Below are 26,120 nucleotides of genomic sequence, written 5' to 3' on the forward strand. Positions count from 1 at the left end.
AAGCAGTCAATTTTGGCGTCCACACCTGTCGTCCGGAGGGCCCGCCGTTCCCTGGTGTTCCTTCTGGTCCTTATCGTCGGCCTCGGCGGACTCATCACCTACGGGGTGTTCAAGAGTGATGCGACGTGGACGCCAAAACTGGCCCTTGACCTGCAGGGCGGAACCCAGATTCTGCTCGCGGCCGAGCAGACCGACGGGAAGGCCGTAGCGGGGGAGCAGCTCCAGCAGGCGGTCTCGATCATCCGCCAGCGCGTCGACGCCGCGGGTGTCTCCGAGGCGGAGATCACCACCCAGGGCAACCAGCACATCTCGGTATCGATCCCCGGAAAGGCCGATGAGGCCACGCTGCAGCGGATCGAAGCCTCGGCCAAACTCGACTTCCGTCCCGTGCTCGCGGTGGGCATCGGCATCGATCCGACCAAGCAGGTCACCGATCCGAAGCAGAAGGAAGCTGCGCAGAAGTCGCTCAAGGAGCTCAAGGACAAGGCCGCAGCGGTCACCGAGAAGGACCTCGTGCCCGCAAAGACCCCCGCCAACGCTGGGGACCTCGCCTGGATCACCCCCGGCCTGCAGACCAAGTTCGACGCCTTCACCTGCGACTCGCAGGAGGCGCTCGACGCGCGCGACGCCAAGTCGGACCAGCCGCTGATCACCTGTGACGACCTGGGCCAGCAGAAGTACATCCTCGGCCCGGTCGAGCTGAACGGCTCCGTGATCACGGACGCCTCGGCACAGGTCGAAACGACGCAGACCGGTGCCTCCACGGGCAACTGGGTCGTGCAGATCGTCATGAACAAGAAGGGTGCCGAGGAGTTCGGCAAGGTGAGCAGCCGCCTCTTCGGAGCGCAGCCGCCCCAGGACCAGTTCGCCTTCGTGCTCGACGGCAACGTGCTGTCCGCGCCGCAGATGCAGGGCCAGATTCTTGACGGCCGTCCCTCGATCAGCGGCAACTTCACCGAGGCGTCCGCAAAGGCCCTCGCCGACCAGCTGAAGTTCGGCGCGCTGCCCATCGACTTCACCGTGCAGAGCCAGGAGGACATCTCGGCGACGCTCGGCACGAGCCAGCTCGCGGCCGGTCTCCTCGCGGGGCTCATCGGCCTGCTCCTCGTCGTGGTGTACTCGGTGTTCCAGTACCGCGCCCTCGGCTCGCTCACGATCGCCTCTCTCGCGATCGCGGGCGTCCTCACCTACCTGCTGCTCACGTTCTTCTCGTGGCGCCAGGGCTACCGGCTCTCGCTCGCGGGCGTCGCTGGCATCATCGTCGCGGTCGGTTTCACCGCGGACTCGTTCATCGTCTACTTCGAGCGCATCCGCGACGCACTGCGGGACGGGTTCGGCATGGAGGCCGCGGTGGAGCACGGCTGGAAGCGCGCCTTCCGCACGGTGCTCGCCTCTGACGGCGTCAACTTCCTTGCCGCGCTGATCCTGTTCATCCTCGCGGTCGGCAGCGTGAAGGGCTTCGCGTTCACGCTCGGCCTCACGACGCTCGTTGACGTGCTCGTCGTGGCCCTCTTCACGCACCCGATGATGACCCTGCTCGCGAGAACCAGGTTCTACCGGGAGGGCAACAAGTTCTCCGGCCTCGACCCGCGCGCGCTCGGCGCCGTGTACCGGGGGCGCGCGCAGTTCCGCGAGCCCGTGGTCGGCACCAAGGGTGCCGCGAAGAAGAAGCAGCGTAGCGCCGGCGAGGCGGAACGCCGCCAGACGATCGCCGAGCGCAAGGCCGCTGAAATGCAGACCACCGGAAAGGAGAGCTGACCATGGCTCGCTCATTCGCCGAGTTCGGCAACGCGCTCTACACCGGTGAGAAGTCCATCAACTTCATCGGCCGCCGGAAGACCTGGTACCTGATCTCCCTCGTCCTCATCGTCGTGTCCGTTCTGGGCCCGGTGCTCAAGGGCGGCTTCAGCTTCGGCATTGAGTTCACGGGCGGCAGCCAGTTCCAGGTCCACCTTGCCGACGGGCAGAAGCGGGACAACGCCACGGCCGAGGCCGCGGTGAAGGAGGTGCTGCCGAGCAGCGCGCCCCGCGTCAGCGAGCTCGGCCCGACCGACATTCGCATCCAGACCGAGGCGCTCACCGACGCGGAGAACCGCAAGGTGGGGGACGCCCTCGCGAAGGCATACGGGGTGTCAGCCGACGAGGTCACCTACTCCTACATCGGCCCGGCGTGGGGGCAGGACATCACGAAGCAGGCGATCATCGCCCTCATCGTGTTCATCATCTTCGCGGCCCTCGTGATGGCGATCTACTTCCGGACCTGGAAGATGTCGCTCGCCGCGATCATCGCGCTGCTGCACGACCTCGTGATCACCGCCGGCGTCTACGGAATCTCGGGCTTCGAGATCACCCCCGCCGCCATGATCGGCTTCCTCACGATCCTCGGCTACTCCCTGTACGACACCGTCGTGGTATTCGACAAGATCCGAGAGAATACCTCTCCCGGCGAGCTCAACGACCGCCGCACCTTCGCGGAGTCGGTCAACCTCGGCGTGAATCAGACGCTGGTCCGGTCGATCAACACCTCGATCGTTGCTCTCCTCCCGGTCGGGTCGATTCTCTTCATCGGCGCCTTCGTCCTCGGAGCCGGAACGCTGCGGGACATCTCCCTCGCGCTCTTCATCGGTATCTTCGTCGGCGCGTACTCGACGATCTTCATCGCAGCCCCGACCTACGCGCACCTGCGCGAGGGCGAGCCCGCGATCAAGCGTCGCGACGAGAAGGTGCTCAGGCTTCGGGCGAAGGATGGCGCGGCAGCTGCCGAGGACGTCGAGTCCGAGTCGGCCGGCGCCTCGGTCTGATGAAAACTGCCTGAGCCGCTGCCCGGTTCGTCGGAATTCCACACCCTGGTGTAGCGTTCAATCATTCGAGAGGGGGCGGCATGGCTTCGAGTGATGTTGCGAGCGCGGGTTCGACCGCGCTGAGGCGGCTTGTGCCGCGGATCTTCTCCCGCGGAAGCTCGCCAGGCGCGGTGGATCAGCTGGTTCGTACCGTCCGCGCGAACTATCCGCGCGCGGACCTTTCCGTGATCGAGCGCGCCTACACGGTCGCTGAACGTGCGCACCGCGGCCAGAAGCGGCGCAGCGGCGAGCCGTACATCACCCACCCCATCGCCGTGTCGCAGATCCTCGCCGAGCTCGGGGTCGCCCCTGTCGCGATTGCGGCAGCGCTGCTGCACGACACGGTCGAGGACACGGAATACACGCTCGAGCAGCTCACCGCCGAGTTCGGCGAGGAGATCGCCATGCTCGTGGACGGCGTCACCAAGCTCGACAAGGTGAAGTACGGGGACTCGGCCCAGGCCGAGACCGTGCGCAAGATGGTCGTAGCGATGGCGAAAGACATCCGCGTTCTCGTGATCAAGCTCGCCGACCGGCTGCACAACGCGCGGACCTGGGGTTTCGTCTCGGGTGAGTCGGCGAAGCGCAAGGCGCAGGAGACCATCGAGATCTACGCTCCGCTGGCGCATCGCCTCGGCATCCAGTCCATCAAGGCCGAGCTCGAGGATCTGTCCTTCGCGGTACTCAAGCCGAAGCTGTACGCCGAGATCCAGAACCTCGTGTCTCAGCGCAACCCGCAGCGCGACGAGCTCGTGGGAGACGTCATCGGGTCAATCGAGTCGGATCTGCGCGATGCCAAGATCCGTGGCGAGGTCACCGGGCGGCCCAAGGAGCTGTATTCGATCTATCAGAAGATGATCGTGCGGGGGCGAGACTTCGACGACATCTACGATCTGGTCGGAATCCGCGTGCTCGTCGGCTCGATTCGCGACTGCTACGCGGTGCTCGGCGCGGTGCACGCGCGGTGGACCCCGATCCCCGGCCGCTTCAAGGACTACATCGCAACCCCCAAGTTCAACCTGTACCAGTCGCTGCACACGACGGTGATCGGACCGGACGGGCGTGCCGTGGAGATCCAGATCCGCACGGTCGAGATGCACCAGCGCGCCGAATACGGCGTTGCTGCGCACTGGAAGTACAAGCAGCGGCAACAGGGGCAGCCGCAGTCGGGCCCCTCCTCGAACGATATGGCCTGGCTCGCGCACATCTCCGACTGGCAGGCGGAAACCGAGGATCCCGGCGAGTTCCTGGACGCCCTCCGCTACGAGATCGGCGCAAAGGAGGTCTACGTTTTCACGCCGAAGGGCCGCGTGATCGGGCTTCCCGCCGGAGGCACCACCGTGGACTTCGCCTACGCGGTTCACACCGAGGTCGGCCACCGCACAATGGGCGCGCGCGTGAACGGCCGTCTCGTGCCGCTCGAGACGGCGCTCAACAACGGCGACGTGGTCGAGGTGTTCACCTCGAAGGATCCGGACGCCGGACCGAACAAGGCCTGGCTGAACTTCGTCAAGAGCAAGCGGGCGCAGAACAAGATCCGCGGCTGGTTCACCAAGGAGCGCCGCGAGGAGGCCGTCGAGCACGGCAAGGTCGAGATCACGAAGGAGCTGCGCCGCCAGAAGCTGCCGCTGCATCGGGTGATGAACTCGGAGTCGTTGCAGCAGGTCGCCCTGCAGCTGCGGTTCGCGGATGTCGCCGCGCTGTACGCGGCCGTCGGTGGCGGTCAGGTCTCCGCGCAGTCCGTCGTGGAAAAGGTGACCTCGCTCGTGTTCGACGAGCAGGTCTCCTCCGAGCCAGCGCTCGCGACGATGCCGATCATCGAGGCGCCGCGCGCGAGCGTCTCCGCGGGTTCGAGCGGCGTCGTGGTGAAGGGCGCGAGCGACGTGCTCGCGAAGCTCGCGAAGTGCTGCACGCCGGTTCCCGGTGATGAGATTCAGGGCTTCGTCACGAAGGGCCAGGGCGTTTCGGTGCACCGCGTCGACTGCCACAACTTCATCGAGCTGCGGAAGCAGCAGGATCGCGTGGTCGACGTCGAATGGGCGCCCTCGACGAAGAGCGTCTTCCTCGTGCAGATTCAGGTCGAGGCGCTCGACCGCTCCGCCCTCCTCTACGACGTGACGCGCACGCTCTCGGACCATCACGTGAACATCCTCTCCGCCTCCGTGAACACCTCCAGTTCCCGGCTCGCGATCAGCAAGTTCGTCTTCGAGATGGCGAATGCGACCCACCTGGACCACGTGCTCAACGCCGTGCGCCGGATCGACGGCGTCTACGACGTCTACCGCATCACGAACTGAACCCGGCCCCCGGCGCAGTACGGCCCGGCGCAGGCTCAGAGTTCTGCGCAGCGCGCGAGCGCGCGGATCGATCCGGATCGCGGACCGGCCCGGAGCACCTCGGCGATCCGGTCGCGGCCTCCGGGGACGGTGAGCGCGAGGAGGCGGACGGCCACGCGCACCCGGGGATCGAGCGACTCCTCGGAACGCAGCAGATCGAGTACGGTTCGGAGCCGCGAGGTCACCGTCGCGCCGCCCAGTGCCACGATGTCCTCCTGGTCGATCCTGAGCTGCCTGGTCCTCACCCCCGGCCGATGCTCATGAGGGGGCCTCCGGCGGTCGGGCATCGCCGCCTCAAGCGGGGCGCATGGCTCGCGGAGGGCGCCCCAGACCCACGCGGCTGTGGTCCCGATCGCGACCCGGCCAGGACCGATGACTCCCGTGATCGCCCGCAATCGCACTTCCGGGCACTCGGGCCAGCCGGCCCCGCGCAGCGCCGGGCCGCACCGGACCAGCGCGCCGCGGAGCAGCTCTGCGGAGCGCACGGCCTCGGGCCAGTGATCGTAGCGCGGGGGATCGCGGCGGGCGAGTCGGTGCGACATGGATCCATGGTGCCCCGAGGCGGCGCCCGTGCGGAGGGCAGCGGGCGTTCTGTGGACAACACAGGCCGCGATCCCGAAGGACCGCGGCCTGTGAGCGATGGATTCGCTTAGTCGCCGATGGCGGCGAGCCAGGACTCCTGCGTCGCCAGCTTCTCCTCGGCGTCCTTCACCGCGCGGGAGTCTCCCTTGGCGCGAGCCGTCTCGATCTCGGTCTTGAGCTCCGCGATCGAGGCCTCGAGCTGCCCACGGAGCCCGGCGCTGCGCGCCTTGGTCTCCGGGTTGGTCTTCTGCCAGTGCTCGTCCTCGAGGCGCTTCACGTGGTCCTCGATCTTGCGGAGCCGGCCTTCGATATCGCGGAGCGCCTCGCGAGGCACCCGGCCGATCTCGTCCCAGCGGAGCTGGATCCCGGTGAGCTGCTTGCGTGCCGCGGTGTGCTCCGTGACGCTGAGGATCGACTCGGCCTCCGCGAGAATCTCCTGCTTGGCGGCGAGGTTCGCGGCGTACTCCTCATTGGTCTGCGCGGCCTCCGCGGCCTTCGCGGCGTAGAGCACGTCCCCTGCGGCCTTGAACCGGGCCCACAGCTGATCGTCGAGCTTCCTGCTGGCGCGGCCGGCGGCCTTCCAGTCGTCGAGGAGCGAGCGGTACGACGGAATGCCGTCGATGCCGCGCGGGGCCAGGGCCTCGGCGGCGGCGATGATCCGCTCCTTGCGCTGGCGCACCTCCTTGTTGTTGGCGTCCATCTGCGCGAAGTGCGAACGGCGAGCCGAATCGAATGACTGGCGGGCGGTGCGGAAGCGCTTCCACATCGCGTCCGCCTGGCCCTTGGGAATCTGCGGACCGGTGCGCTGCGAGGTCTGCCAGTCGGTGAAGAGCTGCTCGAACGCCTGGCTCGTCTCCTTCCAGCGGACCGAAGCCTCGGGCTGGGCGGCGAGGCGCTCCGCCTCGACGACGATCGCCTCGCGCTTCGCGATGGCCTCCTTGCGGGCTGCCTCGCGCTCGGCGTGCTGCTTCTCCGAGAGCTCGGCGGTCTTCGCCCCGAGCTTCTCGACGCGGGCGCGCAGCGATGCGATATCGCCCACGGCGGCGGGCTCGACGAGTAGCTCGGTGAGCTTCGAGACGACCTCAGCGGCGGAGGCGTCGGCCGTGCCGCGCGCGACACGCGCCTCGAGGAGCGTGACCTGGCCCTCGAGATCCGCGAACTTGCGGGTGAAGTAGGCGAGCGCCTCCTCCGGCGTGCCGTCGGGGAACGAACCCACGACGCGTTCGCTGTCGCCCTCCCGGACGTACACGGTCCGGTCTTCGTCGACTCGGCCCCAGGGGGTTTCGTTGTTGGCTTCGCTCAAGGTTCTGCTCACCTGTCGTGTTCGGGCCGGAAGGCCGCACGGATAGACCCCTCCACTATGCCACACCAGTGGCCGCGAGTATGGGGTCCAACGGCCTCGATCCGGGGCGAATCGTGATCGGGTGCGCTGCCGGGCGATCCGCTCCCGCCGGATGCGGCGGGGCGGCCTAGGCTCCCGAGAGTGTCAGTGGTCCTCGGTAGCATGGGACCCGTGGAGAATCGGCCAATACCTACCCATACGGCGCCGCTCGCCGTGCGGATGCGACCCACGAGCCTGGATGAGGTCGTGGGCCAGCAGCACCTGCTCCGACCGGGATCGCCGCTGCGCACCCTCGCGGCGGATGCTGACGGGCGCGGGGGAGCCGTGTCGGTGATTCTCTGGGGGCCTCCCGGAACGGGAAAAACCACGATCGCTCAGGCGATCGCCCATTCCAGTGGCCGCCGCTTCGTGGAGCTCTCCGCGATCACCGCGGGAATCAAGGACGTGCGCACGGTGATGGAGCGCGCGCTCAATGACCGCGACCTGTTCGACACGTCCACCGTGTTGTTCCTCGATGAGATCCATCGCTTCACCAAGGCTCAGCAGGACGCACTGCTTCCCGGCGTTGAGAACGGATGGGTGACCCTCGTCGCCGCGACCACGGAGAACCCGTCGTTCTCGGTGATCAGCCCGCTGCTTTCCCGCTCACTGCTCCTCACGCTCGAGCCGCTCGACGACGCGGATCTGCGCGGGCTCCTCGAGCGCGCCGTTGCGGACCCGCGGGGTCTGAACGGCTCGGTGGTGCTCTCCGAAGAGGCGCTCGACGCGCTCGTGCAGCTCGCCTCCGGCGACGCTCGGCGCGCGCTGACGGGGCTCGAGGCCGCTGCCGCCTCTGCGCTGGCCGGTAATCAGGAGGAGGGCGACGCCGCAGCCGAGGGGGATGCCGAGAAAGACGGAGGATCCGAGCCGGACGCGGCCGCCGCGCCGGATCCCGCCGCGCCGCCCGAGGTCACCGCCGACATCGTCGCAACCGCCGTCAACCGAGCGCTCCTGCGATACGACCGGAACGGAGACCAGCACTACGACGTCACGAGCGCCTTCATCAAGTCTCTGCGAGGCTCCGATCCGGACGCTGCGGTCCATTACCTCGCACGAATGATCGAGGCGGGGGAGGACCCGCGGTTCATCGCGCGCAGGCTCATGGTCCACGCGGCCGAGGACGTCGGAATGGCCGACCCCCAGGCGCTGAGCGTGGCCGTCGCGGCTGCGCAGGCCACCCAGCTCATCGGGCTCCCCGAGGCCAGGATCCCGCTCGCCGAGGCCACGATCTACATCGCCACGGCGCCGAAGTCGAACGCGGTGATCACCGCGATCGACTCGGCAATCGCCGATGTAAAGGCGGGTCGCTTCGGTCTCGTCCCGAATCACCTGCGTGACGCTCACTATCCGGGGGCGAAGCGGCTCGGCCACGGGAAGGGGTACCGGTATCCGCACAGCGATCCGCGCGGGGTGCTCGAGCAGCAGTATCTCCCCGATGAGCTCGTCGATCGCGTGTACTACTCGCCCACCACTCACGGGGCGGAGCGGGACGTGTCCGAGCGGCTCGAGAAGATCAGGCGGATCAGCCGAGGAAACGCGTGATCCGTCGCATCGCTGGTGCGATCGGGCGCGGAGACACGCTTCCGGCACCTGCGCGCGCTGCCGCGGCACTTCTGCTAAACTGAACGCTGGCCAACGCCACTTCCACACGCCGGCTGCGCGCGGAAGCAGGCGGCAGGCGCCCTGTAGCCGGGTTTCTGCGATGGTCGTTCCCTCACCGATACCGGTGTGCTGCGTCGCGTGCATTGCGAGCAATCGTGAATGCGGGCGCAGCGTGGCCGAGAGAACAGTGCGGCTCGATCCCGAGCCGCGAACGCAAGAACCCCGAAAGGACCCACGTGTCGACTACGTCGCGTACCCGTTCCCAGACCCGCCTGTCCCGCCAGCTCGGGATCGCCCTCACCCCGAAGGCTGCGCGCTACCTCGAGAAGCGCCCCTACGGCCCCGGCCAGCACGGCCGCACCAAGCGTAAGAGCGACAGCGACTACGCCGTTCGTCTGCGCGAGAAGCAGCGTCTCCGGGCCCAGTACGGCATCCGCGAGAAGCAGCTCCAGATCGCCTTCAAGGAGGCGCGTCGCCAGGACGGCCTGACCGGTGAGAACCTGGTCGAGCTCCTCGAGATGCGTCTCGACGCCCTCGTGCTGCGTGCCGGCTTCGCCCGCACCACCGCGCAGGCGCGTCAGATGGTCGTGCACCGCCACATCCTCGTCGACGGCAAGATCGTCGACCGCCCCTCCTTCCGCGTGAAGCCGGGTCAGCTCATCCACGTCAAGGAGCGCTCCGAGGGCACCGAGCCCTTCCAGGTCGCTGCCGCAGGTGGCCACGCCGAGGTGCTTCCCCCGGTTCCCGGCTACCTCGAGGTCGAGCTCGACAAGCTCCAGGCCCGCCTGGTCCGCCGCCCGAAGCGCGCTGAGGTCCCCGTGACCTGTGAAGTGCAGCTCGTCGTCGAGTTCTACTCGGGTCGCTAAGCTTCAGAACACGCTCGAAGGGGGCGTCGGTTTCGGCCGGCGCCCCCTTCGTCGTCCCCAGGGAGGTCGGCGGGAGGCTCACCGCACCGCCGCCGAGACATCCGCGAGCGGCGCACCCCCGCACGCTAAGCTTGACGAGCGCGACGGACGGAACGGGGCAATTCGATCCGGTCGTCGCCCGAAGAGGAATGAGGAGTAATGCGCAAGCTCATGTGGCTGTTCTGGGGCGTCGTGATCGGCTTCGTCGCCGCCCACTTCGTGAATCAGAACCCCGAGGGCCGTCGCTTCTTCGACCGCGTGAACCGCGCGGTGCAGGAGTTCCGGCGGGCATTCGCGACCGGCTACCACGAGGGTGAGGCCGCCAGCGAGGAAGTAGCCGACGATCTCGAGGCGGCGCTGCGCGCCGCGCGCGAGGGCGAATCCCGCTCCTCGAAGTAGCGTTCCACCCCCGCGGCGCGGCCCCGGACGGCTGTCCATCCGCGCGCACGCGGGGAACCATCAGGCTGAGGCGTGATCATCGAAGGGTCCGCCATGCCGAAGCACTTCATTCGGCCGCGCACGCGGCCCGATTCTCCGCACGCACACGAACCCCGAAGGACCGCATCACGATGCAGACCGCAGAAATTCAACGCCGCTGGCTCGACTTCTTCGAAAAGAGGGGCCACACGGTCGTGCCTTCTGCCTCGCTCGTGAGCGACGATCCGAGTCTCATGTTCACGGTCGCCGGAATGGTGCCGTTCGTGCCCTATCTCTCGGGCCTCGTCCCCGCCCCGTACGATCGGGCAACGAGCGTGCAGAAGTGCATCAGGACCAACGACATCGAAGAGGTGGGCAAGACCCCCCGCCACGGCACGTTCTTCCAGATGGCGGGCAACTTCTCATTCGGGGACTACTTCAAGGAAGGCGCCATCGGCTTCGCCTGGGAGCTCCTCACGACGAGCGAGGAGGAGGGCGGCCTCGGCTTCGACCCGAACGATCTCTGGGTCACGGTCTACGAGGACGACGACGAGGCGTTCGAGCTGTGGCAGCGGCTCTCGACGCTGCCCGACGAGCGCATCCAGCGGCTCGGCAAGGACACGAACTACTGGTCGACCGGTCAGCCGGGCCCCGCTGGCCCCTGCTCCGAGATCTTCTACGACATGGGACCCGAGTACGGGATCGACGGCGGCCCCGCCACCGATGACGACCGCTACGTCGAAATCTGGAACCTGGTGTTCATGCAGTACCAGGTGGCCGACGTGAAGTCGAAGACCGAGTTCACCATTCTCGGCGAGCTGCCGAAGAAGAACATCGATACCGGCCTCGGCCTCGAGCGCGTCGCGTTCATCAAGCAGGGCGTCGACAACATGTACGAGATCGACCAGGTGCGCCCGGTGCTCGATCGGGCCGCTGAGCTCGCGGGGAAGACCTACGGGGCGTCGCACGAGGACGACGTCCGGCTGCGCGTGATCGCCGATCACGTGCGCAGCGGCCTCATGCTGCTCGCCGACGGCGTGACCCCGTCGAACGAGGGCCGAGGGTACATCCTCCGCCGCCTCCTGCGTCGCGTCGTGCGCTCGATGCGTCTGCTCGGCTTCGAGGGCCCGAGCTTCGCGGAGCTCTTCCCCGTGTCCCGCGACGCCATGAAATCGGCGTATCCCGCGGTCGAGCGGGACTTTGACTTCATCTCCCGCGCGGCATACGCCGAGGAGCGCACCTTCCTGCGCACGCTCGCGTCGGGCAGCCAGATCCTCGACGCCGCGGTCGATGCGGCGAAGGGCGCTGGCACCTCCGTGCCCGGCGACACCGCGTTCCTGCTTCACGACACCTACGGCTTCCCGATCGAGCTCACGCTCGAGGTCGCCGAGGAGGCGGGCATCGGCGTCGATCGCGAGGTCTTCCGCTCGCTCATGCAGGAGCAGCGCGATCGCGCCAAGGCCGACGCCAAGGCGAAGAAGGGCCAGCGGGCCGACCTGTCCGTCTACAAGGAGCTGCGCGGACTCGGCGAGACTTCCTTCCTCGGCTACGACCAGCTCGAGGCGGAGAGCCGCGTGCTCGGCATCGTCGTTGACGGCGTGCCCGTGCAGGAGGCGCACGAGGGGCAGATCGCCGAGCTCGTGCTCGCGGAGACCGCGCTCTTCGCGGAGGGCGGCGGCCAGGACTCCGATCAGGGCACGATCGTCGGTGACGGCTTCACCGCGGAGGTGCTGGACGTGCAGAAGCCGGTTCCCGGCCTGATCGTGCACACGGTCAAGGTGACCCTGGGCACCATTGGGCTTGACCAGCGCGCCGAAACGCGCGTGGATCACGATTACCGTCGGGGCGCGAACCAGGCGCACTCCGCGACCCACGTCGTGCACGCGGCGCTCCGCCAGGTGCTCGGCTCGAACGCGCACCAGGCCGGCTCCTACAACAAGGCCGGCTACATGCGCCTCGACTTCACGCACAGCGACGCACTCTCCACGGAGACGAAGAGCGAGATCGAGGAGATCTCGAATCTCGCGATCCGCTCGGACCTGGAGGTCGTCACGCGCGAGATGGCGCTCGACGACGCGAAGGCGCTCGGCGCGATGGCGCTGTTCGGCGAGAAGTACGGTGAGCGCGTGCGCGTCGTTGACATCGGCGGCGAATGGTCGCGCGAGCTGTGCGCTGGCACCCACGTCGGCAGTTCCTCCGAGGTCGGCATGATCAGCCTGATCTCGGAGAGCTCGGTCGGGTCGACGAATCGGCGCGTGGAATCGCTCGTCGGTTTCGAGGCCTTCCGCAACTTCGCCGCCGAGCGCGCCATTGTCCAGCAGCTCGCGAGCGGGCTGAAGGTTCCGCGGTCCGAGCTCGTCTCAAAGGTTCAGGATCTGGGCGGCCAGTTGCGCGCGGCCGAGAAGCGGATCGCGGCGCTCGAGGCGGAGCGCCTGGGGCAGCGCGTTCCCGAGCTCGTCGCCGGTGCGGAGCGGATCGGGGCGTTCAGCGTCGTTTCCTCCTCCCTCGGTTCGGTCGGTTCGGCCGACGACATCCGTGGGCTCGTCATCAAGGTGCGTGAGCGGCTGGGTGCAGAGCCGGGCGTCGTCGTGCTCGCCGGCGAGGCCGGCGGCAAGCCGGTCGTCATCGCGGCAACGACGGCGGCGGGCCGGGAGTCGGGCGCCAAGGCCGGCCAGCTCGTTCGCGTCGCCGCACAGGTGCTCGGAGGCGGCGGGGGCGGAAAGGACGATCTTGCTCAGGGCGGTGGCACGGATCCCGCGAAGATCGGCGAAGCGCTCGCCGAGATCCGACGGACGCTGGCGGGATAGCGCGTGAGAACTGGCGTACGCCTCGGCATCGATGTGGGCAAGGCCCGCATCGGCGTCGCGCGCAGCGACCTGCACGGAATGCTCGCCACCCCGGTCGAGACGGTCGCACGGGCGGCCTCAGGCGCGGATACCGAGCGCCCCGATCTCGCACGGATCGCCGCGATCGCGGCCGAGCTCGAAGCGTTCGAGGTGATCGTCGGCCTGCCGCTGAACCTCCGTGGTGAGCGGACGCCCTCGACCGAGGACGCTGAGGCGTTCGCCTCGGATCTCGCGGCCCTGCTGCAGCGCACCGGCACCCCGGTGCGCCTCGTCGACGAGCGGCTCTCGACCGTGTCCGCGCAGGGACAGCTCCGGCAGGCCGGGAAGAAGACCAAACAGAGCCGGTCGATTATCGACCAGGCCGCGGCTGTGGTGATCCTGCAGCACGCACTCGACATCGAACGGGCGCGTGGGGCCGCGCCCGGAACGGAAGTGGTCCCCGTGACCACCACGGAACAGGGGAGCACCGCATGAGCGCAGCACGGAACCGAACGCAGCGGGGAGAGAGCTCGACCGGGAAACGAGTCCTGATCAGCCTCATCGTCGCGTTCGTCCTGCTCGGAGGCTTGGGCGTCGCCGCGGCATCGCTGTGGGGAACCTTCGGGGACAAGATCTCCCTCGCCCTCGGGTGGACCTCGAATGACTTCGAGGGGGAGGGCCACGGCGAGACGGTTGTGGTCATCAAGAAGGGCGAGATCGGAGAGGACATCGCGGGATCGCTCGCGGACGCGGGCGTCGTGAAGACCTCCGAGGCCTTCTACCAGCTCCTCCTCAAGCAGGAGCCCGCCGTCGAGTTCAAGCCGGGCTCGTACAAGCTCAAGCTCGAGATGAGCTCCCAGAGCGCGCTCGCGGCCCTGCAGGACCCCGCGAATCGCATGGAGTACACCGCGATGATCCCCGAGGGGAAGACCGTCGCCCAGACGCTCGAGCTCGTCGCGGCCGGCGCCGACATCCCGCTCAAGGATCTGCAGGCGGCCGCCAAGAACGTCGGGGCATACGGCCTGCCGCAGGGCGTCGACTCACTCGAGGGCTGGCTCTTCCCCGCGACCTACGAGTTCGAGCAGGAGACCACGGGGGAGCAGGCCATCGCCCACATGGTCGAGACGCAGAAGAAGGTGCTCGATGAGGCCGGCGTGCCGGTCGAGCAGCGCGAGCAGGTCCTGACCAAGGCCTCGATCGTGCAGCGCGAGGGCGGACGAGTGGAGGACTTCCCCAAGGTTGCCCGGGTCATCGACAACCGGCTCGCCGACGGCATGAAGCTGCAGATGGACTCCACCGCGCAGTACGGCATGGGCCAGCACGCCGACGGGAACGTCTGGTCCACCGACGAGGCGCTTGCGGACAACAATGCGTGGAACACCTACGTGCACACCGGCCTGCCGAAGGGACCGATCGCAAACCCGGGACGCGACGCGATCGACGCGGTCGTGAAGCCGGCGGACGGCAACTGGATCTACTTCGTCGCGATCAATCTCGACACGGGCGAATCCGCCTTCTCGGCGACGCAGGAGGAGCACGACGCCAACGTGTCGAAGCTCAACGCCTGGTGCAAGGCGAATCCCGGAAAGGGCTGCTGACCGTGGAGCGGCTCGCGGTTCTGGGGTCGCCGATCGCGCACTCGCGCTCACCGCTCATCCACCGCGCAGCCTACGCGGAACTCGGACTGGACTGGCACTACGGCAGGGTGCGGTGCGGGGAGAGCGCGCTCGCGGCGTTCCTCGCCGGACGCGACGCCTCGTGGCGGGGCCTCTCCCTCACGATGCCGCTCAAGGACGAGGCGCGCAGGCTGGCCGCGAGCCTCGACCCGGTCGCCGCCGAGAGCGGCGTCGTCAATACCCTCCGCCGTCGTGACGACGGCGCCTGGGACGGCTTCAACACCGACGTTGGGGGCCTCGCCGCGGCGATCGGCGCGGCGGGATTCTCCGCCGAACGCACCCTCGTCCTCGGTTCCGGCGCCACCGCGATCTCCGCGCTGCTGGCCGCGAGGAGCCTCGGGGCGACGACGATCACCATCGCGGCACGCAACGCGCACGCGAGCCGGGCAATCGTCGACCGCTTCGGCGAGGGACGCGAGCCGGGAAGCGGGATCGCCCCGGAGGTGCGGTCCGTCGGGCTCGCCGAGCTCACCAATGGCCGCGCCGACGCGGGGGCGAGCGCCGCGCACGGTGCGGGTGGGGGCGCCCCGACGCTCGTGATCTCGACGCTCCCCGGCCCGGCGGCGCGCGACGTTGCGCTCCCGGAGTCGCTCATGGCGGTCCCGCTCTTCGACGTCGCCTACGATCCCTGGCCGTCGCCGCTCGCCACGCGCTGGAGCGCAGCGGGCGGATCCGCGAGCTCCGGCCTGGGAATGCTGGTTGAACAGGCGATTTTGCAGATCCGGATCTTCCTCAGCGGGAGCGGCGACGTGCCGCTTCCGAGTGAGGACCGGGTGCGGGAGGCCGTCGATCGCGCGATCGCCGCCTCCGGTGTGGGAGGATAGCCAGTATGCTGCGTTGGCTGACCGCCGGAGAATCTCACGGCCCCGAACTGATCGCCGTCCTCGAGGGGATGCCGGCTGGCGTCCCCGTTTCCCTCGACGAGATCCGAGCTGATCTCGCGCGCAGGAAGCTCGGTTATGGCCGCGGCTCCCGCATGAAGTTCGAGCAGGACGAGCTGAACCTGTCGGGCGGTGTCGTGCACGGCGTCACGATCGGCGGCCCCATCGCGATCCGGATCGGCAACACCGAGTGGCCCAAGTGGACCGAGGTGATGAGCCCCGAGCCGGTCGAGCTGTCAGAGAAGTCGCGGGGACGCGGGGCGCCGCTGACGCGCCCGCGACCCGGTCACGCCGACCTCGCCGGCATGCAGAAGTACGGCTTCGACGAAGCACGCCCGGTGCTCGAGCGCGCGAGCGCGCGCGAGACGGCGGCGCGCGTCGCGCTCGGCGCCGTGGCCAGGGGCTTCCTCGCCGAGCTCGGAATTGAGCTGGTCAGCCACACCATCTCGCTCGGCGACGTGGTCGTGCCGGACGGCGCGCGGCTCCCGCGCCCGGCGGACGTCGACACGCTCGACGCCGATCCGCTGCGCTGCTTCGATCCTGAGACGAGCGCGCGGATGGTGGCGGAGGTCGACGACACGAAGAAGTCGGGCGATACGATCGGCGGAATTGTTGAGGTCCTCGCGTACGGCCTGCCGCCCGGGCTCGGCTCCTATGTGCACTGGGATCGGCGGCTCGATTCTCGGCTCGCCGGCGCGCTCATGGGCATTCAGGCCATTAAGGGCGTCGAGGTCGGAGACGGCTTCGAGACGACCCGCCGCCGCGGATCGGTGGCCCACGATCCCCTCCACATCGAGGACGGGAAGATCGCGCGCGACACGGATCGCGCGGGTGGCATCGAGGGCGGCATGACGACGGGCCAGGTGCTGCGCGTTCGCGCCGGCATGAAGCCGATCGCCACGGTTCCCCACGCGCTTCCCACGATCGACACGGCCACTGGCGAGGAGACGAAGGCGCACCATCAGCGCAGCGACGTCTCCGCGGTTCCCGCTGCGGGTGTCGTCGCGGAGGCTATGACGGCCCTGATCCTCGCCGATGCCGTTGTCGAGAAGTTCGGCGGTGACAGTGTCGCCGAGACCCGTCGCAACCTCGAGTCGTACCTCCAGGCGATTCCCGAGCGCCTGACGACCGTCATCGAGTCGTGAGCGAGTCGCGTCGTTCGGCGCGGGAGGTCGGTCCGCCGGCTCCCCGGCCGAAGCCGGCGCCGCCAGCAGCGCCCCAGACCAGCGCGTCTCCGTCCGGCGAGGACAGCCGGTCGCCCGCGTCGCAGCCGGGCGCTCCGGCGAAGCCAGCGGGACCCCGCCCGACGGGTTCCCGCAACGGCGGCGGCCGTTCGCGCCAGCAGAAGCGGTCCCAGCAGCAGCCGGCCGGGCGGGGTCGCCAGGCCGGATCGGGCCGCGTCGGCGCCGTCGAAGAGGGCGCCGCGACCGCGCAGGGGCAGCCGCCCCGTGCCCGGCGCCGTCGGCGCCGCCGCGGACGGGGCCGCCTGCCCGATCGCGCGGTGGTGTTCGTCGGCCCGATGGCGGCCGGGAAGACGAGTCTGGGGAAGCGAGTCGCGCGCGAACTCGGCGTGCCCTTCGTCGACACCGACGCCGTGTTCGTCCGCCTGCACGGCCCGATCACCGAGTTCTTCGCGTCTCATGGCGAGCCGGAGTTCCGCAGGATCGAGGCCGAGCTGATTGCGGCGGAGCTCGCGCAGCCCGGCGGCCGGATCATCGCCCTGGGCGGGGGCGCGGTCATCACCGAGAGCACGAGGGCGCTGCTCGCGGCCTACCCGGTCGTCCTGCTCATGACCACGCAGGCGGCCGTGCTGCGCACCGCGAACCTGTCGCGACGGCCGCTGCTGCGCGACGATCCGAACGCGTGGGGTCGCATCCTCGAGGAGCGGCGTCCGCTCTACGAGGAGGTGGCCGACATCACCTACCGGACCGACCGCGCTACGAAGGAACAGCTCGCGCGCCGCGTGGCGCAGTGGTCCCGCACCTTTGCGAAGAAGAATGCCGCCGCGCGAACCCGCGGCGAGGAGGAGTAGACATGACCGAGGTACCCGCGACCGAGATCGCCGTGACGGGCGAGACCGAGTACACGATCACCGTGGGCAGGGACATTCTCGATCGAGTGCCCGCGGCCCTCGGGGAACGCGTCGCGAAGGTCCTGATCGTGCACACCCCGACCGTGGGGAAGATCGCCTCGGAGCTGCGGGAGTCGCTGCAGAGCCGGTTCCAGCAGGTGCTGCTCGCCGAGGTGCCCGATGCCGAGGCCGCAAAGCGCGTGGAGGTCGCCGCGTTCTGCTGGCAGATCATGGGGCAGGCCGATTTCACGCGGACCGATGCCGTGATCGGTCTGGGCGGCGGCGCGGTGACGGACCTCGCGGGCTTCGTCGCGGCCACCTGGCTTCGCGGCGTTCGCCTCGTGCAGATTCCGACGACGGTCCTCGGGATGGTCGACGCGGCGGTCGGCGGCAAGACCGGCATCAACACGACCGAGGGGAAGAACCTAGTCGGAGCCTTTTACGCGCCAGCTGCCGTGCTCTGCGATCTCAGCCTGCTCGAGACGCTGCCGCGGAACGAGCTCCTCGCTGGCATGGCCGAGGTCGCGAAGTGCGGCTTCATCGCGGAACCCGAGATCCTCGACATTCTGGAGGCCGACGTGGCGCGAGCGACCGATCCCGGCACGCCGGAGTTCCGCAGGCTCGTCGAACTGGCCATCGGCGTGAAGGCGCGCGTGGTGTCGGAAGACTTCAAAGAGGGCGGGCTCCGGGAGATCCTGAACTACGGGCACACGCTCGGCCACGCGATCGAGCACGCCGAACGGTACCAGTGGCGCCACGGCGTCGCGATCTCGATCGGCATGATGTACGCGGCCGAGCTCGGCCGGATGGCCGGCTCGCTGTCGGACGAGGCTGTCGAGCGCCACCGCAGGATCCTCTCCTCGCTCACCCTTCCGCTCTCGTACCCCGCTGGCCGCTGGGCGGGTCTGCTCGCGACGATGCAGCGCGACAAGAAGGCGCGCGCCGGGATGCTGCGCTTCATCGTGCTCGATGACATCGCGAAGCCGCGCGTGCTGGCGGGAACCGACGAGTCGGTGCTGCAATTCGCCTACCAGGAGATCGCGCAGTAGTTTCGCGGGCCGGACGCCCCCCGCGCACGCGCTGAGCGACGCACCAGTTGTGCGGGATCAGCCGATCCGGAATCCCTGCCCCGTCAGGATCAGCGCGAGCACCCTGCGGTCCTCGGCGTGCATGACCCCCTCGACGAAGCGCGTGAGCGCGCGATCGAGGGAAATGGCACCGGCGCTTCCCGCCACCTTCCGCAGCACGGCGACGAGGGTGCGGGGCGCGAGCACCGACTCCTCGAGGCCGGGGCGGCCGTCGATGCCGCGCTCGGTGCTGACGTACTCGCCGAACCCCTCGCCGTGCTCGCCCGCGAACACCTGCTGACTGATGAAGGCGGCGCGGGCCACGGCGGCGAGGTCCGCGGGGGAGATGCCAGAGGGGAGCGCGCCGTGGGCGTCCGCCACGGCGGCGGCGGCCAGGAGCGCGTTCTCGCGAGGGAAGTCGTCGTAGGCGAGTCCCGTGTCGGGGTAGTGCACGCGGTAGGCGTTGGCCCCGAAGCGGTTCACGAGCTCCGCGCTCAGCCGATCCAGGCCGCGATAGCGGTGCGGCGTCTGCTCGTTCGCGGTCGCGAGGATCGCGAATCCCTTGGCGATCTGGATTTCCCTGCCGCCGTCCTCCTGCACGCCGAGCCGATCTCCTGGACGCAACTGCAGGATCCGGTTGAGCCGTTTGAGGAACTCCGGCGGCATCGCGTTGACCTCGTCGAGGATCACGGGACGGCCCTCGGTCATGGCGCGGTGAAGCGGGCCAGGCACGAATACGCTGATGGTCGCGCCGCCCTCCGCCCGCAGCTCGTGGGAGCCGATCAGCTGGGAGGTGGTGATGTCGCCGTAGCCGGACACGAGTTCGGGTTCGCGGCCGAGCCCGGAGCGGCTGAGGTGCTCGGCGAGCGCGGTCTTCGCCCCGCCGGTTTCGCCGATGAGCAGCACGGGATCGCCCCGCAGCAGCCCGGGGACCGCCTCCGCGATGATGCCGCGCATCTGCTCGGTCATGAGGAGGCCATCGTTGAGCTGCGTGCGCGCCTCGCGGATGCGGAGGGCCGCGAGGGCGACGATCGCCTGATCCCGCCGGGTCGGCGAGGTGATCGCCGCGGTCCAGAGGGACCGGCCGCTGTCTTCGCCGAGTTCGGCGGAGTGCGCCTGTGCCGCCGTTTCCTGCAGCGCCCGGATCCGAGCCGCCTCGTCCCGGGTCAGCTCGCGCGCGCTCGCCATGGCTTGGGCGCGCATCTCGGTGGCGCGATCGAGTGCCGCGCGACGGTGGGCCTCCGCGCGCCGAGCCGCGACGACGCCGCGCAGCACCGCCGACCGCTCCTGCGCCGCGGTCGAGAGCGCAGCCTCCGCCCCCGGTTGCGCGAGCGTCGCGGCGAGCCGCGCGTCGAGCCCCGCGAGTTCCGCGCGGAGCGCTTCGGCGCTGGCGGAGGTGCCGCCGGAGCCATCCGAGCCGCCCGTCTCGGCCGCGTCGAGCGCGCGCAGGGCACGAACGACGAGGCGGCGATCGGCGCGGAGCTCCGCGACCTCTGAGGCGATCGGATCGTGCAGGTGAGCGGACATATCGGCCACGCTATCACCGCGACTCACCGCGACTCGTCGCGATTCGCCGCGCCGCCCGCACCCGGGCCGCTGGAGCGCGCTCCGGCGGGAGGGCGCCGCCGCGCCGGCGGCTAGGGTGGTCTCATGAGCGACGCGCGAGATCCCCTGCGCGAACGGCTGCGGGCGAGCGCGGCGATCCTCGGTTTCGAGATCCGGGTGACCGACGACGCGAGCTGGGCGCTCGAGGACGGCGCCCTGCGGGTCGGACTCGGGTGGTACTCCGAGCGGGGGATTCCCGCGGACGAGGCGGTCTCGCTCGCGCTCCTCGAACTCTGGCAGGGGCCGCGTGCCGTCCGGGTCTCCGGCGACCGGGAACGACGCGCGGACTCCCTGCGACGCCGTCGCCCGGATCTGAATGCCCTGATCACTGCGCTCCTTCGCGTCATCGCCGCGAGCGAGCTCCTCGAGGCCATGCCCGGCCTGCGCGGACCGCTCGCCGCCGGGCTGCGCCGCACCTCGCTCCCGAACCCCGGTGATCTGCCGCGCCATCTGCAGTGGGTGTGGCTCGTGCTCGTGGCGGGCGCTGCCGCGGTATCGGGTGAACGCGGCGAGGCCGAACGCGTCCCCGGCCTGGCACCGGAGGTGCTCGCGGAGTGGGCGGCCATCGCCGAGCTGCTCCCGGACGACAGGCACCCGTTCGTGCTCGCGCTCATCGGGGATCCGGCTCGCGGTCGGCTCGCACGCTTCGAGCGCTTGCTCGGGCTGCTTCTTCCCGGTCACGATCGACTGCTCGCTGCCGATCTCGCGCAGCGGGGGATCGCGGACCGGGGGTCGCAGGAGTCGGGGGACACCGGTGAGGACGCCGAGGCGCTGCTGACGGACGATCGAGCCGACGCGGCGTCCGCTGGTGCGGGCGACGAGGACGCGAGCGCCGCGGACGGTGCCGACGCCGACGACGCGGACGGCGATTCGCGGGAAGACGACACGGAGCGTGCCAGGAAGGGCGAGGGGCGGCAGACCGCGGAGGGAGCCGACCTCTTCGCCGCGGAGCAGGCGGGCTTCGTCGAGTCGGTGCTCGAGACGCCGATGCCGGCCGGTGCCGCCGCCATCGACGCCGCGCTCGATCTTCCGCAGGGGGCCGTCGCGGACTCCGAGCGCTCCATCACGGAGCCGACGGTGGGCGCGGGAAGCGGCTCCTCGCTGCCCGCGCTGGGGGACTACCGTCGGCGCGTCTCGGAGCTCGCCGAAGCGATCGAGCGCATGCGACAGGTGTTCGAGCGGATCATCTCCGAGCGTCTCGGCTCCCGGGGAACGATGAGCCGCATCGCTCATTCCGAGGGCGAGGACCTCGCCGGACACGCGCTCGCAAGCGCGCTCGCAGAGGCTCGGGCCGGGGTTCCCGCGCCACGTGCGTTCACGCGCCGCGAGCACCGGCCCCGCCGCACGCGCCGGGCCGGGAGCACCGACTACGTGCTCCTCGTGGATCGCTCGGCGTCCATGCAGGGTCCGCCGGCAGAGGCCGCAGCGGACGCGATGATCATCCTGTCGGAGGCCCTTGCCGCCGCCGGCCGGGACATCGCGCACGCCGGTAGCCGCACCGACCTGGATCTCGATCTCGACCTCCGCACCTCGCTCGTGGTGTTCGACGCGGAACCACTGGTGCTGAAACCCCTGTCCAGGGGCATGGACGACGCCCATCGCCTGGCGCTCCACGGGGCGACGCGATCCCCGCGGGGCGCCACGAACGACGCCGCGGCGCTTCGAGCCGCAGCCATCGAATTCGGTATCGCGCCCCGGCCGAACTCCCAGCCGGGTGGGACGCGGCGCCTCCTCGGGGGAGGCGAACCGGCCAGCACGCTCGAGCGCAAGCGCGTGCTCTTCATCGTGGGGGACGGCGGATCGAACGATCCGGGGGCCGCGCATCGAGAGTTCCGGGAGCTCCGGGCGGCAGGGGTCTCCGTGCACGCGATCGGGATCGGTTCGGGGGAACTCGTCGATCGCTTCGCCCCTGGAGGCGTCAGGCTCGAGGACCCGCGATCACTTCCCGACACGATTCTGCGACTGATCGAGCGTGAGCTAGCGTGATCCTCGACCCCGAAGGAAGGCTGGCGACCCGATGACCGCTCCGCAGAATCGCTCAGACGACGAACTCGCGCTCGCCAGGGCGATGTTCCCCGAGACCGCTGCGCTGCTCGATCGTGCGCTCGAACGGAACGGGGGAGCCGATCCGCTCTCCGCCCTCGACGCGGTGCTCGACGAGGCGGCCGGAGCGCTCCCGCGGGTCGGGTTCTCCGCGGCCGCGGCCCCCGCGGCTCCGGGGCAGTCAGCAGACGCGCCCACCGGCCCGGCGGCGAGCCGGTCCGGTGGAGCGGGCGACCGCGCGGGGGAAACGCGAGGCGAGCCGGGAGCGAGCCGCGCTTCCGGACCCGCGGACGCCGACGTCGAGGGCCGGGCGATCGCGACGATCGCCCGCATGCGTCGACTCTTCGAGCCGCTCGGGCTTCCGGTTCCCGAGCCCGAGGCGTTCGTCGCGGCCGGCGTGGACCCCGCCGTTCTCGCCGCGGCCGTTGCTGCGGACCCGACGCTCGAGATCGTTGCGGCGCCGCACGGGATCGGTGCCGAAGCCTGGGACGCAGCTTTCCGCAGTGTTCAGGGCCCCGAACTGGTGTTCGCGTCCGAGGTGCGCGACGGTTTCGCCCAGCTCGATCGCCTGCCGGGCGGGGTTCCCTCGGTGGGAGTGCCCCTCGCGTTCGGGCGCAGGATCGAGTGGAGCCTCCGCGCGATCCCCGCCGACTCGCGGCCGGCCGTGCTCGGACTCTCCCACGCCCACGGCCCGCATCCGACGGTTGCCGAGATGCTGGCGCTGCAGCTCGGGAGGTTCGCGGAGGCCGGCGCGCTCGTGGATCCGGGGACCTTCACCTGGCTCGACGGGCATATCGGCGGGGGAAAGCTCGCGGCGCGTCACGTCTACGACGCCGGGGAGCACGCGATCCGCCTGAGCGCGCGCGAGGTCGGGAGCCAGGGGCCGCACATGGGGGCGCGGCCGCCCGCCGGGAGCTAGCGGCTCAGTCCCACTCGCTCGGCGCTTCGGCGCGCGTGGAGGGGAGCCGCGTCGCTTCGGCCCACTCGAGGATCCCGTCCGGCAGCGCGAAGTCCGCGCGGTTCGCGCCGGTTTTGGCGATCACGTCGTCGATGGGCACGACTCCCCCTGACTTGCGGAGGATGCGCGCCCGCACGATGGCCCGCGCGTAGATCTCGGCCTCGCCCCGCGGGCGTCGCACGAAGCGCTGTTCAATGAACACCGCCTGCGCATCGAAGCCGATGATCCGGGACTCGATCCAGAAGCGCTTCCACGGGTTGAGCGACTTCCGGTAGGAGATCGTCTGGCCGACGACAACCGGATACCAGGCCTCGCGCTTGAAGACCTCGAGCACGCCGGTGCGCTGGATCAGGTCGAAGCGGGCGACGTCCATGATCGACAGGTATTTGCCGTTGTTCATGTGCCCAAGCAAGTCGAGATCCGTCGGCCACACGCGGAAGCGGGAGCGGGAGACGTCGCCGAACGAGAGGCGACGGCCGCGAGGGCCGACGAACAGGAAGTGCCAGAGCGTGCGGAACATCATGTGCATGGTGCGATCCTATGGTCAGTGGATGATCGGCCTCGCCGATTTGTGGGCGCTCTGAGACGGGTCGTGGGGCCCCGGGCGCCCCGCTGTGGGAAAAGACCCATCACCGAAGAGTCGATCGGCCCGGCGCGCCTGGACCCGGAGCGCTGCGTGTGCCCCGCGTGTGCCTGGGTGGCGGGGGAGGCTAGTCGTTCGAGAACGCGACCCAGGCCATATCGCCCATCTCCTTGCCGAGCACCTCGAGCCTCGGGCGCCCGTCCTCGCCGATGCGGAAGGTCGCCGAGGCGAGCTCATCGGTGGTCGTTGCCCGCAGATGCTCGGAGTTCAGCAGATAGTCAAGTCCCTCGCGGAGATCCTTCGCAGACACGTCGGCGAGCTTGAACGTCTTCGTGGCGCTCGAGGTTCCCTCGACGTCGTTGAAGATCACCTGCGGGTCGACGCGCAACTGCCTGGTGAACTGGGTCTTTCGCTTGCCGGCCGCGGTCTCCTGCTCCGGGCCGATGAACGTGTAGCCGGCGCCCTCCTCGCCGAAGGGGCCGTACACCCCCTCGATCTTGAACTCGAGGAGTTCCGGGCCGATCGCGGTCTTCGCCTCTGCGAGGGCGGTCGTGAGGCTCGCGTCGGAGAACGGGTCTTGCAGCACGGGAACCTTCTCCTCGCCGAGCCACGACGTTCCCCAGGCCTTCGCGCCATCGCCGCTGCAGGCGGCGGCCGTGAACAGCGCGCCGCCGGGGGTGACCGACGACTCCACGGCGGTCGGCTCGGTTCCCTCGGCGCATCCGAGATCCTGCTGGGCGCGCTTCACGATGAGATCGTAGGGGAACGTATCGATCGGGATCGTCGCCGAGTGGGGAGCGGGCACCGTGCCGTCGGCGTAGAGATCGTCGCCCTCCGGCAGGGTCTTGCCCACCTTGCCCTCGCCGGTCAGGAGGTCGATCGACCCGGACGTTTTCCCCTCGACGGGAATGGAGATCCGCAGCAGCTCGCTCGACCCCGCCTTCTTGGCGATCTCGCCGACGCGCTTTTTCAGGGACGCGCCGTCGCTGAACGTCTGCGAGCCGCCGAATCCTGCCGGGCTGCAGGCGGTGAGGAGGATCGCGGCGCCTCCCGCGATGAGGGTGGGGATCAGTTTCTTGCGCATGTGCTTCCTCGCGTGTCCGCCGGCGTCCCGGAACAGTGGGGTGGTTCTTTTTCTCAGCACTTTACCGTGGGATTCACATGAAGTCGCTATGTTTTGCGTTCCCGCTCGGGTCATGGGGGAGCTGCCCGGCAGATGCCCGTGCCTTCCGCTGCGGCCCGATGCAGTCGAAGTTCAGCCGCAGGCTGTAAGCTGGATCGGCGCGTTCCGCGCTCGAACTTCACAGAACCCGGAGAAACACTGCATGGCAACCTCGAACGACATCAAGAACGGCACCGTGATCAAGGAGAACGGTCAGCTCTGGAGCGTGGTCGAGTTCCAGCACGTCAAGCCGGGCAAGGGCGGCGCATTCGTCCGCACGAAGCAGAAGAACGTCGTGTCGGGCAAGATCATCGACAAGACCTACAACGCCGGCGCCAAGATCGAGACCGCCACGGTCGATCGCCGCGACTACCAGTACCTGTACCAGGACGGCGCTGACTTCGTCTTCATGGACCAGGCCGATTACGACCAGCTCACCGTCTCCGGCACGGTCGTCGGCGACGCCGTGAAGTGGATGATGGAGAACACGCAGGTGCAGATCGCGCTGCACGAGGGCGAGCCCCTCTACCTCGAGCTCCCCGCGTCCGTGATCCTCGAGGTCACCTACACCGAGCCGGGCCTGCAGGGCGACCGCTCGACGGGCGGCACCAAGCCTGCCACCGTCGAGACCGGTGCCGAGATCCAGGTTCCGCTGTTCCTCGAGACCGGCACGAAGGTCAAGGTCGACACCCGCACGGGCGACTACCTCGGCCGCGTCAACGACTAGTGTCAGCCCGCACGAAGGCGCGCAAGCGCGCGCTCGACATGCTCTTCCAGGCCGATGTCCGCAGTGAGCCGATCCTCGCGATCGTGCAGGCGGAGGCTCGCCGCGCGGCGAGCGAGCCGGACCGTGAGGCCTCGTGGCTGTACGCCCGCGAGATCGTCGACGGGGTCACCGATCACCGCGATGAGATCGACGAGCTGCTCATGAGCTACGCCCAGGGGTGGACCCTGGACCGGATGCCCAACGTGGATCGTGCGCTCCTGCGCGTTGCCGCGTGGGAGATCCTCTTCAACCCTGAGGTGCCGGCCGCCGTGGCCATCGATGAGGCCGTCGAGCTCGCGAAGGAGTACTCGACGGAGGATTCCGGCCGCTTCGTCAACGGGGTGCTCGGGAAGATCGCGGACCAGGCGAAAGCCTGATCCGAGCCAGGGAATCCCGGATCGAGGGGCCGGTGCGAGAGCG

Annotated in this window: 22 protein-coding genes; 17 read left to right on the plus strand and 5 right to left on the minus strand. The window is 69.4% G+C overall.

The window, feature by feature from the left end:
- The first annotated feature begins 12 nt into the window (after positions 1 to 12).
- From secD to JD292_RS03755, 3 genes are all read left to right on the plus strand, one after another.
- A complete protein-coding gene (gene secD / locus JD292_RS03745) occupies positions 13 to 1,758 on the plus strand; it encodes a protein translocase subunit SecD (RefSeq protein ID WP_200131373.1) in 1,746 nt (581 codons plus the stop codon).
- 2 nt (positions 1,759 to 1,760) lie between these two features.
- Positions 1,761 to 2,801, plus strand: a complete 1,041-nt coding sequence (secF, locus tag JD292_RS03750) for a protein translocase subunit SecF (RefSeq protein ID WP_200131374.1) — start codon at positions 1,761 to 1,763, stop codon at positions 2,799 to 2,801.
- Between the two features lie 80 nt (positions 2,802 to 2,881).
- Positions 2,882 to 5,137: a RelA/SpoT family protein gene (locus tag JD292_RS03755; RefSeq protein ID WP_200131375.1), complete on the plus strand. Its 2,256-nt coding sequence runs from the start codon at positions 2,882 to 2,884 to the stop codon at positions 5,135 to 5,137.
- 35 nt (positions 5,138 to 5,172) lie between these two features.
- Here the strand turns inward: JD292_RS03755 and JD292_RS03760 are convergent, their stop codons facing one another.
- Positions 5,173 to 5,718 carry a hypothetical protein gene (locus JD292_RS03760; RefSeq protein WP_200131376.1) on the minus strand — a complete coding sequence of 182 codons (546 nt, stop codon included), beginning with the start codon at positions 5,716 to 5,718 and terminating at the stop codon, positions 5,173 to 5,175.
- Positions 5,719 to 5,825: 107 nt separating this feature from the next.
- On the minus strand, positions 5,826 to 7,061 hold the full coding sequence (locus tag JD292_RS03765; RefSeq protein ID WP_200131377.1) for a DUF349 domain-containing protein: 1,236 nt from the start codon (positions 7,059 to 7,061) through the stop codon (positions 5,826 to 5,828).
- A gap of 201 nt (positions 7,062 to 7,262) precedes the next feature.
- On the opposite strand from JD292_RS03765, the gene JD292_RS03770 reads away from it, so the two are divergent.
- The 10 genes from JD292_RS03770 (at position 7,263) to aroB (ending at position 18,565) form a co-directional block, all read left to right on the plus strand.
- Complete coding sequence (locus JD292_RS03770) at positions 7,263 to 8,681, plus strand: replication-associated recombination protein A (protein WP_200131564.1); 1,419 nt, start codon at positions 7,263 to 7,265, stop codon at positions 8,679 to 8,681.
- Between the two features lie 296 nt (positions 8,682 to 8,977).
- Positions 8,978 to 9,607 (plus strand): 30S ribosomal protein S4, encoded by a 630-nt coding sequence (rpsD, locus tag JD292_RS03775; RefSeq protein WP_200131378.1) that lies wholly within the window; start codon positions 8,978 to 8,980, stop codon positions 9,605 to 9,607.
- A 198-nt stretch (positions 9,608 to 9,805) separates the two neighbouring features.
- Positions 9,806 to 10,045, plus strand: a complete 240-nt coding sequence (locus JD292_RS03780) for a hypothetical protein (RefSeq protein ID WP_200131379.1) — start codon at positions 9,806 to 9,808, stop codon at positions 10,043 to 10,045.
- Positions 10,046 to 10,215: 170 nt separating this feature from the next.
- On the plus strand, positions 10,216 to 12,870 hold the full coding sequence (gene alaS / locus JD292_RS03785) for an alanine--tRNA ligase (RefSeq protein WP_200131380.1): 2,655 nt from the start codon (positions 10,216 to 10,218) through the stop codon (positions 12,868 to 12,870).
- 3 nt (positions 12,871 to 12,873) lie between these two features.
- On the plus strand, positions 12,874 to 13,383 hold the full coding sequence (ruvX, locus tag JD292_RS03790; protein ID WP_200131381.1) for a Holliday junction resolvase RuvX: 510 nt from the start codon (positions 12,874 to 12,876) through the stop codon (positions 13,381 to 13,383).
- Positions 13,380 to 14,486 (plus strand): endolytic transglycosylase MltG, encoded by a 1,107-nt coding sequence (gene mltG, locus JD292_RS03795; protein WP_200131382.1) that lies wholly within the window; start codon positions 13,380 to 13,382, stop codon positions 14,484 to 14,486. The genes ruvX and mltG overlap by 4 nt, the downstream gene beginning before the upstream one ends.
- Positions 14,487 to 14,488: 2 nt before the next feature.
- Entirely contained in the window at positions 14,489 to 15,388 is a 900-nt protein-coding gene (locus JD292_RS03800; protein ID WP_369411134.1) for a shikimate dehydrogenase family protein, read from the plus strand.
- Between the two features lie 5 nt (positions 15,389 to 15,393).
- On the plus strand, positions 15,394 to 16,590 hold the full coding sequence (aroC, locus tag JD292_RS03805) for a chorismate synthase (protein ID WP_200131383.1): 1,197 nt from the start codon (positions 15,394 to 15,396) through the stop codon (positions 16,588 to 16,590).
- Positions 16,587 to 17,477, plus strand: a complete 891-nt coding sequence (locus JD292_RS12430; RefSeq protein WP_200131384.1) for a shikimate kinase — start codon at positions 16,587 to 16,589, stop codon at positions 17,475 to 17,477. Before aroC ends, JD292_RS12430 begins: the two co-directional genes overlap by 4 nt.
- A 2-nt stretch (positions 17,478 to 17,479) precedes the next feature.
- Complete coding sequence (aroB, locus tag JD292_RS03815; RefSeq protein WP_200131385.1) at positions 17,480 to 18,565, plus strand: 3-dehydroquinate synthase; 1,086 nt, start codon at positions 17,480 to 17,482, stop codon at positions 18,563 to 18,565.
- A gap of 57 nt (positions 18,566 to 18,622) precedes the next feature.
- On the opposite strand, the gene JD292_RS03820 is transcribed toward aroB, so the two are convergent.
- Positions 18,623 to 20,110 carry an AAA family ATPase gene (locus tag JD292_RS03820; RefSeq protein WP_200131386.1) on the minus strand — a complete coding sequence of 496 codons (1,488 nt, stop codon included), beginning with the start codon at positions 20,108 to 20,110 and terminating at the stop codon, positions 18,623 to 18,625.
- Between the two features lie 123 nt (positions 20,111 to 20,233).
- Here JD292_RS03820 and JD292_RS03825 point away from each other — a divergent pair, with 123 nt between their 5' ends.
- Together JD292_RS03825 and JD292_RS03830 are read left to right on the plus strand one after the other, a co-directional pair.
- The gene (locus JD292_RS03825) at positions 20,234 to 22,174 is read left to right on the plus strand and encodes a vWA domain-containing protein (RefSeq protein WP_200131387.1); all 1,941 of its coding nucleotides are present in this window, start codon (positions 20,234 to 20,236) and stop codon (positions 22,172 to 22,174) included.
- A 31-nt stretch (positions 22,175 to 22,205) separates the two neighbouring features.
- Positions 22,206 to 23,150 (plus strand): serine/threonine-protein kinase, encoded by a 945-nt coding sequence (locus tag JD292_RS03830; RefSeq protein ID WP_200131388.1) that lies wholly within the window; start codon positions 22,206 to 22,208, stop codon positions 23,148 to 23,150.
- A 4-nt stretch (positions 23,151 to 23,154) separates the two neighbouring features.
- Here the strand turns inward: JD292_RS03830 and JD292_RS03835 are convergent, their stop codons facing one another.
- Together JD292_RS03835 and JD292_RS03840 are read right to left on the minus strand one after the other, a co-directional pair.
- A complete protein-coding gene (locus tag JD292_RS03835; RefSeq protein WP_200131389.1) occupies positions 23,155 to 23,718 on the minus strand; it encodes an acyl-CoA thioesterase in 564 nt (187 codons plus the stop codon).
- 181 nt (positions 23,719 to 23,899) lie between these two features.
- On the minus strand, positions 23,900 to 24,856 hold the full coding sequence (locus JD292_RS03840) for a hypothetical protein (protein WP_200131390.1): 957 nt from the start codon (positions 24,854 to 24,856) through the stop codon (positions 23,900 to 23,902).
- A gap of 241 nt (positions 24,857 to 25,097) precedes the next feature.
- On the opposite strand from JD292_RS03840, the gene efp reads away from it, so the two are divergent.
- Entirely contained in the window at positions 25,098 to 25,661 is a 564-nt protein-coding gene (efp, locus tag JD292_RS03845; protein WP_200131391.1) for an elongation factor P, read from the plus strand.
- Positions 25,661 to 26,077 carry a transcription antitermination factor NusB gene (gene nusB / locus JD292_RS03850; RefSeq protein WP_200131392.1) on the plus strand — a complete coding sequence of 139 codons (417 nt, stop codon included), beginning with the start codon at positions 25,661 to 25,663 and terminating at the stop codon, positions 26,075 to 26,077. The genes efp and nusB overlap by 1 nt, the downstream gene beginning before the upstream one ends.
- Positions 26,078 to 26,120: the final 43 nt, after the last annotated feature.

The organism is Leucobacter edaphi (assembly GCF_016522535.1).
GTDB classification, from domain to species: Bacteria; Actinomycetota; Actinomycetes; order Actinomycetales; family Microbacteriaceae; genus Leucobacter; species Leucobacter edaphi.

Excerpts from the sequence above, each read along its gene's own strand:
- secF (WP_200131374.1), top strand. The coding sequence starts at position 1,761 with ATGGCTCGCTCATTCGCCGAGTTCGGCAACGCGCTCTACACCGGTGAG.
- JD292_RS03755 (WP_200131375.1), top strand. The coding sequence starts at position 2,882 with ATGGCTTCGAGTGATGTTGCGAGCGCGGGTTCGACCGCGCTGAGGCGG.
- JD292_RS03760 (WP_200131376.1), bottom strand. The coding sequence starts at position 5,718 with ATGTCGCACCGACTCGCCCGCCGCGATCCCCCGCGCTACGATCACTGG.
- JD292_RS03770 (WP_200131564.1), top strand. The coding sequence starts at position 7,263 with ATGGGACCCGTGGAGAATCGGCCAATACCTACCCATACGGCGCCGCTC.
- JD292_RS03780 (WP_200131379.1), top strand. The coding sequence starts at position 9,806 with ATGCGCAAGCTCATGTGGCTGTTCTGGGGCGTCGTGATCGGCTTCGTC.
- alaS (WP_200131380.1), top strand. The coding sequence starts at position 10,216 with ATGCAGACCGCAGAAATTCAACGCCGCTGGCTCGACTTCTTCGAAAAG.
- mltG (WP_200131382.1), top strand. The coding sequence starts at position 13,380 with ATGAGCGCAGCACGGAACCGAACGCAGCGGGGAGAGAGCTCGACCGGG.
- aroC (WP_200131383.1), top strand. The coding sequence starts at position 15,394 with ATGCTGCGTTGGCTGACCGCCGGAGAATCTCACGGCCCCGAACTGATC.
- aroB (WP_200131385.1), top strand. The coding sequence starts at position 17,480 with ATGACCGAGGTACCCGCGACCGAGATCGCCGTGACGGGCGAGACCGAG.
- JD292_RS03820 (WP_200131386.1), bottom strand. The coding sequence starts at position 20,110 with ATGTCCGCTCACCTGCACGATCCGATCGCCTCAGAGGTCGCGGAGCTC.
- JD292_RS03825 (WP_200131387.1), top strand. The coding sequence starts at position 20,234 with ATGAGCGACGCGCGAGATCCCCTGCGCGAACGGCTGCGGGCGAGCGCG.
- JD292_RS03830 (WP_200131388.1), top strand. The coding sequence starts at position 22,206 with ATGACCGCTCCGCAGAATCGCTCAGACGACGAACTCGCGCTCGCCAGG.
- JD292_RS03835 (WP_200131389.1), bottom strand. The coding sequence starts at position 23,718 with ATGCACATGATGTTCCGCACGCTCTGGCACTTCCTGTTCGTCGGCCCT.
- JD292_RS03840 (WP_200131390.1), bottom strand. The coding sequence starts at position 24,856 with ATGCGCAAGAAACTGATCCCCACCCTCATCGCGGGAGGCGCCGCGATC.
- efp (WP_200131391.1), top strand. The coding sequence starts at position 25,098 with ATGGCAACCTCGAACGACATCAAGAACGGCACCGTGATCAAGGAGAAC.